15 protein-coding genes and 1 pseudogene are annotated in these 15,618 nt (G+C 69.9%); 3 read left to right on the forward strand and 13 right to left on the reverse strand.

Going from position 1 to position 15,618, the window contains the following annotated elements:
- Positions 1-98: 98 nt before the first annotated feature.
- The 5 genes from GSF22_RS05850 to GSF22_RS05870 form a co-directional block, all read right to left on the reverse strand.
- Complete coding sequence (locus GSF22_RS05850) at positions 99-1,163, reverse strand: BMP family lipoprotein (protein WP_208811726.1); 1,065 nt, start codon at positions 1,161-1,163, stop codon at positions 99-101.
- Positions 1,164-1,465: 302 nt separating this feature from the next.
- Positions 1,466-1,807 (reverse strand): hypothetical protein, encoded by a 342-nt coding sequence (locus GSF22_RS05855; protein ID WP_208811710.1) that lies wholly within the window; start codon positions 1,805-1,807, stop codon positions 1,466-1,468.
- Positions 1,808-1,899: 92 nt separating this feature from the next.
- The gene (locus tag GSF22_RS05860) at positions 1,900-2,811 is read right to left on the reverse strand and encodes a sugar ABC transporter permease (RefSeq protein ID WP_208811711.1); all 912 of its coding nucleotides are present in this window, start codon (positions 2,809-2,811) and stop codon (positions 1,900-1,902) included.
- 1 nt (position 2,812) lies between these two features.
- The gene (locus GSF22_RS05865) at positions 2,813-3,832 is read right to left on the reverse strand and encodes a carbohydrate ABC transporter permease (protein WP_208811712.1); all 1,020 of its coding nucleotides are present in this window, start codon (positions 3,830-3,832) and stop codon (positions 2,813-2,815) included.
- 119 nt (positions 3,833-3,951) lie between these two features.
- On the reverse strand, positions 3,952-5,253 hold the full coding sequence (locus GSF22_RS05870; RefSeq protein ID WP_208811713.1) for an extracellular solute-binding protein: 1,302 nt from the start codon (positions 5,251-5,253) through the stop codon (positions 3,952-3,954).
- Between the two features lie 347 nt (positions 5,254-5,600).
- On the opposite strand from GSF22_RS05870, the gene GSF22_RS05875 reads away from it, so the two are divergent.
- Positions 5,601-6,695, forward strand: coding sequence for a LacI family DNA-binding transcriptional regulator (locus GSF22_RS05875; RefSeq protein ID WP_208811714.1), 1,095 nt, complete (start codon positions 5,601-5,603; stop codon positions 6,693-6,695).
- 176 nt (positions 6,696-6,871) lie between these two features.
- Entirely contained in the window at positions 6,872-8,515 is a 1,644-nt protein-coding gene (locus tag GSF22_RS05880; protein WP_208811715.1) for a glycoside hydrolase family 13 protein, read from the forward strand.
- A 187-nt stretch (positions 8,516-8,702) separates the two neighbouring features.
- Here GSF22_RS05880 and GSF22_RS05885 read toward each other — a convergent pair whose 3' ends face one another.
- From GSF22_RS05885 to GSF22_RS05915, 7 genes and pseudogenes are all read right to left on the reverse strand, one after another.
- Positions 8,703-9,176, reverse strand: a complete 474-nt coding sequence (locus tag GSF22_RS05885; RefSeq protein ID WP_208811716.1) for a hypothetical protein — start codon at positions 9,174-9,176, stop codon at positions 8,703-8,705.
- A 56-nt stretch (positions 9,177-9,232) separates the two neighbouring features.
- Positions 9,233-9,895: an SRPBCC family protein gene (locus tag GSF22_RS05890; RefSeq protein ID WP_208811717.1), complete on the reverse strand. Its 663-nt coding sequence runs from the start codon at positions 9,893-9,895 to the stop codon at positions 9,233-9,235.
- Between the two features lie 37 nt (positions 9,896-9,932).
- Complete coding sequence (locus GSF22_RS05895) at positions 9,933-10,289, reverse strand: GntR family transcriptional regulator (RefSeq protein WP_208811718.1); 357 nt, start codon at positions 10,287-10,289, stop codon at positions 9,933-9,935.
- A gap of 3 nt (positions 10,290-10,292) precedes the next feature.
- The gene (locus GSF22_RS05900; protein WP_208811719.1) at positions 10,293-11,312 is read right to left on the reverse strand and encodes a YhjD/YihY/BrkB family envelope integrity protein; all 1,020 of its coding nucleotides are present in this window, start codon (positions 11,310-11,312) and stop codon (positions 10,293-10,295) included.
- A gap of 30 nt (positions 11,313-11,342) precedes the next feature.
- Positions 11,343-11,858 carry a 2'-5' RNA ligase family protein gene (locus GSF22_RS05905; protein WP_208811727.1) on the reverse strand — a complete coding sequence of 172 codons (516 nt, stop codon included), beginning with the start codon at positions 11,856-11,858 and terminating at the stop codon, positions 11,343-11,345.
- A gap of 142 nt (positions 11,859-12,000) precedes the next feature.
- Positions 12,001-13,011: pseudogene (gene trpS, locus GSF22_RS05910) on the reverse strand (tryptophan--tRNA ligase); the annotation flags it as partial.
- A 146-nt stretch (positions 13,012-13,157) separates the two neighbouring features.
- Positions 13,158-14,174, reverse strand: a complete 1,017-nt coding sequence (locus tag GSF22_RS05915; protein WP_208811721.1) for a hemolysin family protein — start codon at positions 14,172-14,174, stop codon at positions 13,158-13,160.
- 165 nt (positions 14,175-14,339) lie between these two features.
- Between GSF22_RS05915 and galE the strand changes: the two genes are divergently transcribed.
- The gene (gene galE / locus GSF22_RS05920) at positions 14,340-15,317 is read left to right on the forward strand and encodes a UDP-glucose 4-epimerase GalE (protein WP_208811722.1); all 978 of its coding nucleotides are present in this window, start codon (positions 14,340-14,342) and stop codon (positions 15,315-15,317) included.
- Positions 15,318-15,382: 65 nt separating this feature from the next.
- Here galE and GSF22_RS05925 read toward each other — a convergent pair.
- A partial coding sequence (locus GSF22_RS05925; protein ID WP_439957749.1) for an elongation factor 1-alpha C-terminal domain-related protein occupies positions 15,383-15,618 on the reverse strand: 236 nt, incomplete at its 5' end.

A 15,618-nucleotide genomic window follows, 5' to 3' on the forward strand; every position in this document is an offset into this window, starting at 1 on the left:
GCGGGTGGTACCCCGCGCGGTCGGAGCGGCCGGACATGTGACGTACCGCGTACCGCCGGTCACCCTGTGATCGTTTCACCGGGGTGACCGGCGGGGTGTCACTTCGGCTGGGCGGCCGAGGTGACCTTGACGGTGCCGGCCGCGATGTCGGCCTTCAGCTTGTCGACCTCGGCCTTCAGCTCGGCCGGGATCTTGCTGTCGAACTCGTGGTACGGGGCCAGCGAGACACCGTTGTTGGCCAGCGTGCCCAGGAAGCCCGGGGTCGGCTCCAGCTTGGTGCCACCGGCGGCCTTGACCACGGCCTCCTTCACCGCGTCCGGGATGTTCTTGACCACGGTGGTGATGATCGCCGGGCAGTTCTGGGTGCTCTCGCAGCCGTCGACGTCCACCCAGATGGTGTTGTACTTGCCACCGGAGGCCTGGGCGGCGGCGGTGGTGCCGAGGCCGGCGCCACCGGCGACCGGCATGATGATGTCGGCGCCCTGCGCGACCAGGGTGTCGCCCACCTTCTTGCCTTCGTCCTGCTTGCCGAAGTCGTTGGTGAACGAACCGTCCTGCTTGGCCTTGTCCCAGCCGAGCACCTGGACGGTCTTGCCCTTGGCCTGGTTGTAGTAGGCGACACCGTCGGCGTAGCCGTCCATGAAGATGGTCACCGGCGGGATCTTCATGCCGCCGTAGGTGCCCACCTTGCCGGTCTTGCTCAGCCCGGCCGCGAGGTAACCGGCGAGGAAGCCGGCCTGCGCGGTGTCGAACTGCATCGGGTAGACGTTGGTCTCCGGGACCTTCGCGTCGACGATGCCGAACTGCTGGTTCGGGTTCGCCTTGGCGATCTTCGAGGTGGCGTTGCCCATCAGGCCACCGACGGCCAGGATGAAGTCGCACTTCTGGTTGACGTACTGGGTCAGGTTCGGCTCGTAGTCGGCCTCGGCCTTGGACGCCACGTACTTGATGTCGATGTTGCTGTTCTCGGCCTTGGCGGCCTGGAGGCCCTTCCACGCCGAGGCGTTGAACGACTTGTCGTCGATGCCGCCGACGTCGGTCACCATGCAGGCGCTGTACTTCTTGCCACCGTCACCGGCGCCCTGGTCGTCCTTCGGCGCCTCGCCGCAGGCGGCAGCGCTCAGCGCGAGCCCGCCAACCGCGAACACCGAAACGATCCGCATCCCACGCGAAGCGCGCAAGACGGTCTCCTTCCCATTGCACACCGCGTGGATGTCGCGGTGGCAGCCCTAAGCCGGCCTGCCCGTCGCCGCCGGCTGTCCCACGTTACGGACGCAGAGCGTACGCCCGCGCCCGCCCACCGGCCGACAATCGTGCCTGACTGTTGGATGCCTGTTACCCCGGCGTAACCATGCCGTGGGGAACGTCACTTTGTGCGGTGGTACATCGTCCCAGCGTGTCGGTTTTCCATCGCGTCTGCCCTGGTCAGAGCATTGCAGGCAACGTTGCCCCGGTAACCGGGACGTTACCGCCAGAAGACCGCGACCGCCGCCGTGACGAGGGTCAGACCGATGACCGCCAGGAAGTGGCCACGGTTGACCGCGTCCCGTTTACGGGAGAAGAACACCATTGCGAAGATCGCCAGGGCCAGCACCAGCTTGGTAACAAGTTTCGCCGGGGCCGGTTCGTTGCCGTCCCGCAGCGGGGCGGCGAGGCCGATGCCGGTGACGACCTGGATGACCGCACCCCACAGCATCGGGGCGTTGATCCGGAGCCGACCGGTGACGTACTGCGCGAGCCCTCCACCGAGGAGCAGCGCGAAACCGATCAGATGCAGGTAGAGCAGCACGAGCCGCAGAGCTTCCACGCGGCCCATCCTGCCCCATCAGCCCAGATGTTAGGAAGGGCCCCTTCCTCTACCGAATCCGATAACAAGGGGCCCTTCCTAACTGCTCACGCCTAGCCCTTGGTGCCGCCGGCGGTCAGGCCGGACACCAGGTGCCGCTGGGCGAAGAAGAAGACGATGCCGGCCGGGACGGTGACCAGGACCGCCGCCGCCGTGAGGTACTCCCACTGCGGGTTGAACTGCGGCACGAACTGCTGGAGGCCGTACGCCAGGGTGAACTTCCGGTCCTCCTGGATGAAGGCGGACGCGTACGCCACCTCGCCCCAGGCGGTGAGGAAGGAGTAGAAGGCGGTCACCGCGATGGCCGGTCGGGCCAGCGGCAGCACCACCCGCCAGAAGGTGGCGAACGGCCCGCAGCCGTCGATCGACGCCGCCTCGTCCAGCGAGGTGGGGATCGAGTCGAAGTACCCCTTGAGCATCCAGGCGCAGAACGGCACCGCGATGGTCAGGTTGGCGATGATCAACGAGGGCAGGGTGTTGATCAGGCCGAGGTTCGCCATGATCGTGTAGATCGGCACGATCAGGATCGCCACCGGGAACATCTGGGTCACCAGGAAGACCATCATCAGCGGCCGGCGCCCCGGGAAGTTGAACCGGGACAGCGCGTAGCCGGTGGTGGCGGAGAAGAAGATGCCGACCGCCATGGTGAACGCCGCGACGACCACCGAGTTGCCGAACCACCGCAGGAAACTGGTCTCCCCCAGCACGTAGCGGTAGTTGGCCAGGGTCGGGTCCTTGACCAGCGTCAGGTCGCTGCTCTGGATGGCGTACCCGGGCTTGAGCGAGGAGAGCAGCACCCAGACGATCGGCCCGATCGCGATCAGCGAGGCGACGATCAGGGTGCCGTGCAGCAGGATGGACTTGGCCGGGCTGCGGCTGCTGCGGGAGTCCCGGGGGCGGGAGTGCCGGGCACCCCGGGGTACGGCAGCAGCCGGCAGTGTGCCGGTACCGGCAATCTGGGTCATGTCACCACACCTCGCCTTGCTTGCGGAGCATCCGGCGGTAGAAGACCGAGAAGACGAGCAGGATCGACAGGATCAGCACGCCGTACGTGGAGGAGAGGGAGTAGTTGCGGATCCCCTCGAACGCGGCCCGGTACGCGCCGGTCACCAGGATCTCGCTCTCCCCGGCCGGCTGTCCCTCGGTCACCAGGAAGATGATCGGGAACATGTTGAAGGTCCAGATGGTGCCGAGCAGGATCACCGTCATGCTGACCGGCCGCAGGCCGGGCAGGGTGATGTTCTTGAAGCGCTGCCACGGGGTCGCGCCGTCGATCTCGGCCGCCTCGTAGAGCTCCGCCGGGATGGTCTGCATGCCGCCGAGCAGCGCCACCATCATGAACGGCACGCCGAGCCAGATGTTGGTGACGATCGCGGTGAGCAGCGAGGTCCGCCAGTCGCCGAACCAGTCGACCGGGTCGATGCCGACCGCGGTGAGCAGCGAGTTGGCCAGGCCGAACCGCTCGTTGAAGATGAACTTCCAGGCGAACGCGCTGACGAAGGCCGGGACGGCCCAGGGCAGGACCAGCAGGATCCGGTAGAGGGTACGGCCCCACATCGGCCGGTTGAGCATCACGGCGAGGCCGAGGCCGAGCCCGTAGTGGAACACGACGCAGGCCACGGTCCAGATCAGGGTGACGGCGGTCCACTGCCAGAACTCGCCCACCTCACCACTGAGCACCCGGACGTAGTTGTCCAGGCCGACGAACTCCCAGCGGTTCGGGTTGGGCTTGCAGACCTCGGAACCGGTGATCGACCTGGTGCAGATCTCGGCGGCCTGGTTGGCCTCGGTGAGGTTGGTGAAGGAGAGGTAGATACCCCGGACGAGCGGATAGAAGATCAGTACCGCCAGGACCACCACGACGGGGATCACCATCGCCCAGGCGTACCAGTGCTTGTCCCAGCTCCGCCGCAGGCGGGACGGCTGTTTCGGGCGGCGGCCAGCCGGCGCGGGGGCGGGCGCCGGATCGGCTGTCACAGTTGTCATCTCAGCTGCGCTCCAACAAAGGGGAGGAGACCCCGGCAGGGCCGCACGAAGGTGGTCGCACGACCCTGCCGGGTTGCCGAGTGGTCGCCGGCCGCTGCCAGCGCCAACGGTCGGTCAGATCAGAGTCCGTACCCGGTAACGACCTCGGACTTGTACTTGTTGGCGACGGCGTCCAGGGACGCCTTCGGGTCCTTGCCCTGGATCAGCACCTCGGTGGCCATCTGGTCCAGCGGACCGAAGAACTGACCGGCCTCGGGGATCCACGGGCGCTCGACGGCCGCCTCGACGACCGGCTTGAAGGCCGAGATCGTCGGGTTGCTCTTGACCGACGCGACGTCGTACGCGGACTTGCGGGTCGGCAGCAGCCCCAGCTTCTCGGCCAGGAACGCCTGCGACTCGGCGGAGCTCATGAACTTGACGAACGCGACCGCGGCGTCGACCTTCTCCTGCGGCATGCCGGACCAGATCACGTAGTTGTGACCGCCGACCGGGGCGCCGGCGCGGGCCGAGCCGGCCGGGACGGGGGCGACACCCAGGTTCTCCAGGCCGCCGAAGGCCGGCGCGTTCTTGACGTTGCTGACCTCCCACGGGCCGTTGATGATCATGGCAACCTTCTTCTCCTTGAAGAGGGTCATCATGGTGCCGTAGGAGTCGTTCGCCGGGGGCTTGGCGGCGGCGCCGGAGGCGATCAGGTCCTTGGCCACGTTCAGGCCGGCGACGTTCTTCTCCGAGTTGACCACGATCTTCTTGGCCTGGGTGTCGACCAGGTCGCCACCCTCGCCGTAGAGGAACGGGAGCATGAAGTAGCCGGCCGGGTTGACGAAGAGGCCGTCGACGCCGGTCTTCTGCTTGATGGTCTGCGCGGTGGTCTTCAGCTCGGCCCAGGTCTTCGGGGCCTCGGCGATACCGGCCTTGGTGAACAGCTCCTTGTTGTACATGAGCGCCAGGGAGTCGGTCACCTGCGGGACACCGTAGGTCTTGCCGTCGAACTTGTTGGACGACAGCGGCGTCGACAGGAAGTCGGACTCGTCGGCCAGCAGCTCGGAGCCGTCCAGCGCGTAGAGGTGACCCAGCGACGCGAACTCGGGCACCCAGGCCACCTCGGCCCGCAGGATGTCCGGCGCGCCCGTCTTGGCCTGCGCGGCGGTCTTGAACTTGTTCTGGGCCTCACCGAACGGGACCGACTGGTAGTTGATCTTCACGTTCGGGTAGGTCTGGTTGAACTTCGCGATCAGCTCCTGGAACGCCGGACCCTCGTTCTTCGGGTCCGAGGTGTCCCACCAGGTCAGTTCCGCCTTGAGAGATGCGGGATCGGTCTTCGGCTTCTCGTCCGCCGCCTTCTCCTCGCCGCCGCAGGCGGCGAGCGTGAGAGCGAGGGTCGTAGACGCGAGAACGACGATCCCCTTGGCTATGCGACGCATGTGCGCTCCTAATTGCCTGCCGGGTATCGGCGGGACAGTAGCAAGAAGTTTCCGAACAAGAAACCCCTTGCGAACCAGCTTGCAACATCCGAGCTCCAATCGTCATCTGGCAGGCATCCGTATCGGATCTTCTGTACTTTTCAGGCACCGACCGAGTGGCCGAGGTCGCAGCCAGACCAGCCGAAAGCACCCGCTGCCACCTGGACGAACACGAGCAGTGAGCGCATGACCCCATCGATCGAGGGGATGAAACACCTAAAACGACCGACCAGAGGTTGACCATGGTCGAAGCTGCAAGTTCTTGCGGCCCGTCGCGCAAGAAGTTGCTTTTGCGTTAGAGTTCCGCCATGCGCGCTCGACTGTCCGACATCGCCCAACAGGCCGAAGTCAGCGAGGCCACGGTGTCGCGGGTGCTCAACGACCGCCCCGGGGTCGCGCCGGAGACCCGGCAGGCCGTCCTCACCGCCCTCGACGTGCTCGGCTACGAGCGCCCGGCCCGGCTCCGCAAGCGGAGTGCCGGCCTGGTCGGGCTCGTGGTGCCCGAGCTGGAGAATCCGATCTTCCCGGCCTTCGCCCAGGTCATCGAGTCGACCCTGGCGCAGAGCGGGTTCACCCCGGTGCTGTGCACCCAGAGCCCGGGTGGGGTGACCGAGGACGAGTACGTCGAGATGCTGCTCGACCGGCAGGTCTCCGGCATCGTCTTCGTCTCCGGGCTGCACGCGGACACCTCCGCCAACCACGAGCGGTACCGGGCGCTGATCGCCCGGCCGCTGCCGATCGTGATGATCAACGGATACGCCCCCGGCATCCCCGCACCCTTCGTCTCCTGCGACGACCGGGAGGCCGTCGAGCTGGGCGTGGCCCACCTGGTGGCCCTCGGCCACCGGCGGATCGGCCTGATCACCGGCCCCGACCGCTTCGTGCCGGTGCAACGCAAGGTGGCCGGGTACCGGGCGGCCATGCGGCGCCTGACCGAACTGCCCGACAGCGAGCTGGAGAACCTCGCCGAGCTCTCGCTCTTCGGCGTGGAGGGCGGCGAGGCCGCCGCCGCACGCCTGATCGACCGGGGGGTGACCGGGATGGTCTGCGGCTCGGACCTGATGGCGCTGGGCGCGATCCGGGCGGCCCGGCAGCGCGGCCTCTCGGTGCCGCACGACCTCTCCGTGGTCGGGTACGACGACTCGCCGCTGATGGCCTTCACCGACCCGCCGCTGACCACGATGCGCCAGCCGGTCTCCGCGATGTCGGTGGCCGCCGTGCGGGCCTTGGTCGACGAGATCCACGGGCACGCCGCCCCGCACTCGGAGTACACCTTCCGCCCCGAGCTGGTGGTACGCGGGTCCACCGCGATCGCCCCGGCCGAGAGCCGCACCCGGCTCGGCGGAGGCGCCCCGGCCGGCCGGCAGCGCCCGGCACCGCCCGAGGTGGCCGTGCCGGCCTGACCGGTCGCCCCGGGGCGGGCCCCTGAGGTGACCGCTGTCATTTCTTGCGCAAGAACTGCTTGACTCTTGCAGTCATCGAGCGGCATTCTCGTCTGACGCCCCGCGCGCGTCTGATCGGCCATGCGCGGGTTTCCGCGCCCGCCACCTCCCGCGCCACCAGATCGGGGAACGCACCCATGACCGCCAGCGCCCTGCCGCCGCCGACCACCTCCGATGCCGACTGGTGGCGGTCCGCCGTCGTCTACCAGGTCTACGTCCGCAGCTTCGCCGACTCCAACGGCGACGGCATCGGGGACCTGCTGGGCATCCAGCAGCGCCTGCCGTACCTGCGTGACCTCGGGGTGGACGCGCTCTGGCTGACCCCCTTCTACACCTCGCCGATGATCGACGGCGGGTACGACGTCGCCGACTACCGCGATGTCGACCCGATGTTCGGCACGCTCGCCGACTTCGACGCGATGATCACCGACGCACACGCCCTCGGCCTGCGGATCATCGTCGACATCGTGCCCAACCACACCTCCAGTGCCCACCCGTGGTTCACGGCCGCCCTGGCCGCCGCGCCGGGCTCACCCGAGCGGGAGCGGTACCTGTTCCGTGACGGCAGCGGCGAGCACGGCGAACTGCCGCCGAACGACTGGGAGTCGATCTTCGGCGGGCCGGCCTGGACCCGGGTGCCGGACGGTCAGTGGTACCTGCACCTGTTCGACCCCGCGCAGCCCGACCTGAACTGGCGCAACCCCGAGGTACGCGCCGAGTTCGAGGACATCCTGCGGTTCTGGCTGGACCGGGGGGTGGACGGCTTCCGGATCGATGTCGCACACGGCATGATCAAGGAGGACGGGCTGCCGGATGTCGGTTTCAGCACCATGACCACCGGTCGCCGCCAGGTCGAACTGCTCGGCAAGGGCCGGCTCCCCTACTTCGACCAGGACGAGATCCACGACATCTACCGCGCCTGGCGGCCGATCCTGGACAGCTACCCGGGCGGTCGGATGGCCGTCGCCGAGGCATGGGCGGAGACCCCGCAGCGCCTGGCCCGCTACATCGGCCCGGACGAGCTGCACCAGGCGTTCAGCTTCGACTTCCTCGACGCCACCTGGTCCGCCGACTCGTTCCGCAAGGTGATCGACACCGCGCTGGCCGAGGCGACCATCGTCGGGGCGCCGACCACCTGGGTCCTCTCCAACCACGACAAGCAGCGGCACGTCACCCGGTACGGCGACGGTGAGGTCGGTCTGCGACGCGCCCGCGCGGCGGCCCTGCTGATGCTCGCCCTGCCCGGTTGCACCTACCTCTACCAGGGCGAGGAGCTGGGCCTGCCGGAGGTGCTGGACCTGCCGGACGAGGTACGCCAGGACCCGCAGTTCCTGCGCACCGGGGAGAGCCGGGACGGCTGCCGGGTACCCCTGCCGTGGAACGGCGACCTGGCACCGTACGGCTTCGGGCCGCACGGTTCCGAGCTGAGCTGGTTGCCCGCCCCGGCGACCTGGCGGGAGCTGTCGGTGGCCGCGCAGAACGACGTGCCCGGCTCGACGTTGGAGCTCTACCGGGCGGCGCTGCGGATCCGCCGGGTCCACCGCGCGCTCGTCGACGGTGCCGACGGCGTGACCTGGCTGGAGACCGAACCCGGGGTGCTGGCCTTCAGCCGGGCGGCGAACGACGGTTCGACCGAGCTGGTCTGCGTGGTCAACATCAGCGGTACCCCGGTCGAACTGCGCGGCTACGGCCGGGCGCTGGTGGCCAGCGCCGAACTGACCGGGCGGGACGGCGTGGTGGTGCTCCCGGTGGACGCCGCCGCGTGGTTGGAACGGCGGTAGCGGGGTAATCCCCATGTCGACCTGGTCGTCCGTCGTGCTCCGCGCCGCCGGGCGACCGGGCAGCTGGCCCCTTGTGGTGGGGGGTGAGGTGGTGCCGGTGCCCCGGGAGAGACTTCCGGGGCACCGGCGTGTCCGGGGGCCCGGGGCCCGCACCACGAGGTCGATCCGACCGGCGCGCTGCGGCCGGTCAGTCCGGGGTTTCCAGCGGAGCGGGTGACGACCGTGGGGTCTCCTTGCCGGTGAGCATCTCCGCGATCCGGTTGAAGCCGGCGCGCAGTTCCGCCTCGCTGGGCACGACGAGCGGCCGTGCGTGCCGCTCCTCCTCGGTGGGTTCCTGCTCCGCCAGCACGTCGGTGTAGTCGCCGTAGAGATCGGCGGCCTCGACCTCGTCGGTCTCCTCCGTCGCCAGCCGCCGGGCGTTGGCGATCTCCGCCCGGACCGCGTCGACAGATGCGGCGGGCAGCAGCGGCTCGACCACCGCCATCAGTTCCTCGTCGGCCACCACCGCCTCGGCCAGGGCCAGGGCATGCCCCCGCTCGTACGGCCCGCAGACCACCGGCTCCCACTCGTCCTCGTCCCCGAGCGGGCCGAACGTGATGATCCAGGGCAGGCCGAGCACCGACGAGTCGTCGGGAAGGTCCAGTGTCACCAGTGCGCCCACCGGCCCATCATCACCCCCGGACACCCGCATTCGACCCGTTTTGCCCGAATAGCGGATTAAGGGGTCGCCTCGGTGTCGGCGGCCACCACCTGCCACCGGGCCAGCCACTCGGCCCGCAACTCGGCGAAGGTCCCGTCGTCCAGGCCGTACCCGCTGACGGTGACACTCGCAGCCGACACCTCCCCGGCATCCAGCGGCCGCTCGGCCGCAGCCACCACCAGCCGGCCCTGCGGATCCACGACCACCACCTGGTACCGGCCGGTGTACCGGTGCTCCCGCACCCCGGTCGACGTGACCAGGCCGACCAGCTCCGGGCCGGTCACCGTACCGGTCAGGTGGAGGGTCCGTCGCCGGCCGTGCGGCCGGTCCTCCAGGAGGTACCGCAGCTGCGCGAAGAAGCTCCGCCAGCCCTCCTCCATCGCGTCGTACACGTCGGCCCAGCGGGGGTCGTCGAGGGCACCCGGTTGCAGGGCCCGCACCACCGTCCCGCCGTCGTCCGCCGCGACGACCTGGATCTCCTGTCCGTCCTCCAGGGCGATCCGGTCCGGCGGGAACAGCTCGGCATGGTCGGCGAAGATGTACCGGATCTCCGCCTCGATCCCGTCGTGGTCCCAGCCGAACCAATCACGTAGCTGGTCCGGCTCGGTCAACGCCCGCCAGACACTCTCGGGTGGGGCGTCGATGCCGACCTCCACCCGGTACGGCTTCGGTTCGGTCACGTCGGTGCTCCGTTCGTCCGTCGGTCGGTCGTGCGCGCTAGCCGTCGAGGGCCGCCCGGACCAGCGCGAGCGCGGTCTCCGCCGGCACGCCGAGCCGGGTCGCCTCGGCGGCGTACCCGACCGCCGCACGCTGGAGCCGGTCGACGGCATCATCACGTCCGGGTGCGACAACCGTGCCGTGCCGACCCCGGGTCTGCACCAGGCCCGCCGCCTCCAACTCGCGGTACGCCCGGGCCACGGTGTTCACCGCCAGCTCCAACTGGCCGGCGAGCTGCCGGACGGTGGGCAACCGGGTACCGACCGGCAACCGGCCGTCACCGATCATCGCGGCGAGTTGACCACGTACCTGCTCGTACGGCGGGACCGGTGAGTCCACCGACACGCTGACGTCCACGGATCAGCTCCTCTCCGGCCGGTCCGGGCCGGCGGGCTCCTCCGGCGGGACGGCCGGACCGTCCGTAGCCGACGGGCCCTCCGTAGCCGACGGGCCCTCCGTAGCCGGCAGCGGGACGGCCGGCGGAGTGCCCTGCCCGGCGAGGGCCGGCGGCGGGCCGCCCGAGGCGAGATCGACCACCCGGCCGTACCGGCTGGTCGCGGCGAGTGCCGCCCCGAAGAGCACCAACTGGTTGAGCAGGTACAGGTAGAGCAGCAGTCCGACCGCACCGGCGACCACCGTGTACGCCGGGTTCCGCTCGGTGCGGACCACGTAGTACCGGCCGACCGTGTTGAGCAGGGTGATCCCCACCGCCACCAGCAGCACCGCCGGCCGCAACCGGCGCCGGCTGATCCGCAGCCGGGGTACCGCCAGCAGCAGGGCCGAGGCCAGCACCAGGTTGACCAGTACGCTCAGCACCGCGCTGACCGTGGTCAGTCCGATGGATCCGGTACTGCGCAGCAGCCAGCGGAGGAACGACTCCAGGGTGTCCACCGCCGCCACCGAGACGCCCAGCAGCACGAAGACGCCGAGCAGGACCCCCAGGTCGACCAGCCAGCGGATCACCAGGTTGCCCGGCTGCTGCCGGAGACCGTAGATGAGCCGCTGCGAGGAACGGATCGCCTCCACCCAGCCGACCCCGGTGAACACCAGGATGACCAGACCGACCACCCCGACGGTACCGCTGCTCTCCTGGATCTGGGCAGGGTCGATGAACGGCAGGTTCTCCCGCAGGAAGTCCGCCGCAGCGACGCTCACCTCGTCGCTGTTCTCCAGTACGGCGCCGAAGACCCAGTACCCGACCAGGGCGAGCGCGAAGACGGCGAAGAATCCGTAGTAGGCGATGGCCGCCGCGAGCCGCCCGGCGAGCAGGTCGTTGTAGTGGGTGAGTGCCCGCCAGAAGTGATCGAAGACAGTGGACCGGCGGCGGGCCCGGCTGACCCGCCGGTCGATCCCGGCCTCGATCGCCCCGAAAAGGTTCACGCGGTCATCATCGTCGACTCCGTGGCCGGCTCAGCCGCCCAGCCGGAAATCCCGGCGGGGCTGCCAGCGGGCCTGGCCGCTGTGTGAGAAGAGGGTGAAACAGTCGACTTCGAACAGGGCGGAGAAGTCGGCCAGGTCCTCGTACACCTTGTCCAGCGCCTCCGCCGGGACGTCCTGCGCCACCGTGACGTGCGGGTGGTACGGGAAACGGGCCTCCCGTTGCAGCTCCGGGGCGGAGCTGATGGCCGCCGCGAGCAGCTCGCACTCGCTGATGCCGGCCGCCACCGCGACGAAGACGACCTGGGTGACCGGTCGGAACGTCCCGGTCCCCCGCAGGTGCAGGGTGTACGGCGGGTGGGCCGCCGCGACGGTCGCCAGATGCTCCTCCACCGCCGGCAGGCTGGCCACCGGCAGCTCGGTCGGACCGAGCAGGGTCACGTGGGCCGGAATGTCCGCAGCCAGCGGATCACCCGCGTCGGCCCGGCACCGGGTGAGGAAGGGACCCCACGGCTCGGGGATGTCCACCGCGACCCCGATCTGGGTCATCGCGACGCCGGCATGCTCCGGCTCTGCGCTGCGCACCACCCGCGCCACCTCCCGGCCGAAGACCCGATCAACCGTTCTCCGCCGGCGCCAGGCCGGGCTGACCGTTCCCCGCTGGCGCGAGACCGGGCTGGCCGTTCCCCGCTGGCGCGAGGAAGCCGACCCGCTGGTACGCGGTCCGGAGGGTCTCCGCCGCCACGGCGCGGGCCTTCTCCGCACCGGTCGCCAGCAGCCGGTCCAGTTCGGCCGGGTCGTCGAGGTACGTCCGGGTGCGTTCCTGGATCGGCCGGACGAAGTCGACCACCACCTCGGCCAGGGCCTTCTTCAGGTCGCCGTAACCCCGGCCGGCGAACTCGGCCACCAGGTCGTCGATGCTCTTCCCGGTCAACGCCGAGTAGATGGTGAGCAGGTTGGAGATGCCCGGCTTGGTCACCGCGTCGAAGACGATCTCCCGGCCGGTGTCGGTCACCGCCGACTTGATCTTCTTGGCGGACCGGGCCGGGTCCTCCAGCAGCTCGATCAGCCCGGCCGGGGTGGAGGCCGACTTCGACATCTTCGACGTCGGGTCCTGGAGGTCGACGATCTTTGCGGTGTCCTTGACGATGTACGGCGCCGGGACGGTGAACGCCGGGCCGAACGAGGTGTTGAACCGCTGCGCCAGATCCCGGGTCAGTTCCAGGTGCTGCCGCTGGTCCTCGCCCACCGGTACCGCCTGCGCCTGGTAGAGCAGGATGTCGGCGGCCTGGAGGATCGGGTACGTGAAGAGGCCGACGCTGGCCCGCTCGGTGCCCTGCTTGGTCGACTTGTCCTTGAACTGCACCATCCGGCTCGCCTCACCGAAGCCGGTGATGCAGCTCAGCACCCAGGCGAGCTGGGCGTGCTCCGGGACGTGCGACTGGACGAAGAGCGTGCACCGCTTCGGGTCCAGGCCGACCGCGAGCAGCTGGGCGGCGGCCACCCGGGTACGCCGACGCAGCACCTCCGGCTCGTGCCCGGCGGTGATCGCGTGCAGGTCGACCACGCAGTAGAAGGCGTCGTGGGTGTCCTGCAACGCCACCCAGTGGCGTACCGCGCCGAGGTAGTTGCCGAGATGGAACGAGTCACCCGTCGGCTGGATGCCGGAGAGGACACGGGGGCGGGCAGGAACGTCGGACATGCCGGCATTCTGTCAGCAACGCCTGCGGTTCGTCATGACGGCCCCGGGGTGGTCCCGACCTTTGCCATCACGGCTGTCCCGCCGCTCCCCGCCCGACCGGTCGGGTCACCCCTTCGACCGGTCGCGTCCTGTGCCCGGCGGTCAGGTCACCCGTTCGACCGTTCGCGGGCCGGTTCCCCGGGCGGCAACGCCCGGCGCTGCTCGGGCAGCCGACCGGAGGAGACCGCGACCCGGGCGACCCGTCGGCCGTCGAGGGCGAGTACCCGCAGCACGCAGCTCTCCGCGACCTCGGCCGGGTCCGGTCCCGGATCGACGGCCGGCTCCCCGACGAAGGTGACCTCGTCGCCGGCCACCGGCAACCGGCCCAGGGCCGCCATCACGAACCCGCCCACCGTCTCGTACGGGCCGGCCGGTAGCAGCACCCCGGTGCGCTCGGCGAAGTCGGCCAGGTTCAACCGCCCGTCCACCACCGCCGGCAGGCCGACCAGCACCGGGTCGGGCGCCGCGTCGTACTCGTCGTGGATCTCCCCGATCAGCTCCTCGATCAGATCCTCCAGGGTGACGATCCCGGCCGTGCCGCCGTACTCGTCGACCACCACCGCGAGGTGCTGCCGTTCCCGGCGCATCTCGCTCAGCGCGGCCAGTACCCGCTTGCTGCCGGGTATCCGCTTGACCTCCCGGGTCAGCTCGCCGACCGTGGTCCGCCGGTCCCCGGCCGGGCGGAGCAGCACGTCCCGCAGGTGCACGAAGCCCACCACGTCGTCGTGGGTACCGTCGATGACCGGGTACCGGGTGTGCGTCTCGGCCCGGACGAGTTGCGCCGCCTCGGTGAGGCTGAGCCGGGCGGAGAGGAAGACCACCTCGGTACGGGGCATCATCACCTCCCGGACCAGGCTCGCCCCGGCCACCAGCACCTCGCCGATGATCCGCCGTTCCACCGGGTCGAGCCGGGTGTTCGCGGCGACCAGCTCGCGTAGTTCCGCCTCGCTGATCAACTCCCGTCCGGCGGTCGGGCTCGCCCCGAGCAGGGCGGTCACCAGCCGGGTCGCCGCGTCGGCGGCGCGTACCACCACCCGGGCCGCGCCCCTCGCCAACGGGCCGGGTGACCGGCGGGTACGCGCCGACGACCGTCGCCGCGCACCGGGACCTGCCGATTCCCGCATGTCCACAGATGGTAGACAACGACCGCCTCCGATGCGGCGGAATCGCGTCATCCCGCCGGGCGGGCGGGACCGCCGGGACGACGCCCCGGTCCGCCGGCTGGTCGTAGGGTGGCCACGGGAGACGCCGCGATCCGGCAGGAAGCGGCGAGGCAGAGAGGACCCCACGTGAAACTGCTCGTCACCGGCGGCGCCGGGTACATCGGCAGCGTCGTCACCCGGATGCTGCTCGACGCCGGACACCAGGTCGTCGTCCTGGATGACCTGCGCACCGGTCACGCCGAGGCACTCGCACCGGAGGCGACCTTCGTCCAGGCCCGGATCCACGACGCCGCCACCGTGCTCACCCGGGAGGCCGGCTTCGACGGGGTACTGCACTTCGCCGCGCTGATCGCCGCCGGTGAGTCGATGGTCCACCCGGAGCGGTACTGGGACGTCAACACCATCGGCTCGCTGGCCCTGCTCGACGCGGTCAGGGCGGCCGGGGTACCCCGCCTGGTCTTCTCCTCCACCGCTGCGGTCTACGGCAACCCGGTGGAGCTGCCCATCCCGGAGACCGCCGTGAAGGCCCCCACCAGCACGTACGGCGCCACCAAGCTGGCCGTGGACATGGCGCTCACCTCGGAGGCGATCGCACACAACCTGGCCGCCGTGTCGCTGCGCTACTTCAACGTGGCCGGGGCGTACCTCACCGGGGAGACCGCGCTCGGCGAGCGGCACGACCCGGAGAGCCACCTCATCCCGATCGCCCTCGACGTGGCCGCCGGGCGTCGGGAGAAGCTCCAGCTCTTCGGCGACGACTACCCGACGGTCGACGGTACCTGCGTCCGGGACTACATCCACGTCGAGGACCTGGCCCGGGCGCACCTGCTGGCGCTGGGCGTGGCCACGCCGGGCCAGCACCGGATCTACAACCTGGGCAACGGCAACGGTTTCACCAACCGTCAGGTGGTCGACGTGGTCCGCGAGGTCACCGGTCACCCGGTGCCGGTCGAGGTCGCTCCCCGGCGCGAGGGGGACCCGGCCGAGCTGGTCGCCTCCTCGCAGCTCGCCCGGGACGAGTTGGGCTGGGTCCCGGCCAAGCCCACCCTGCACGACATGGTCGGCGATGCGTGGGCGTTCTACCGGGCGCACATCCTCGGCTAGGACCAGGTGTCGAAAAGGGCCCCTTCCGCTACCGAATGCGGCAGGAAGGGGCCCTTCCTAACTGGTCAGGAGGCTTCGACGATCATGCCGGCGCCGACGGTACGGTTGGTCGCCTCGTCGATCACGATGAACCCACCCGTGGTCCGGTTCCGCCGGTACTCGTCCGCGAGGAGAGGAACCGTGGTGCGTAGCCGCACCCGACCGATCTCGTTCAACCGCAACTGATCCGCCGTCTCGTCCCGGTGCAGCGTGTTGACATCCAGCCGGTAGTGCAACCCCCGCACCACCGCCCGCGCCGACC

Source organism: Micromonospora echinofusca, from assembly GCF_017614955.1.
Classification (GTDB): domain Bacteria; phylum Actinomycetota; class Actinomycetes; order Mycobacteriales; family Micromonosporaceae; genus Micromonospora; species Micromonospora echinofusca_A.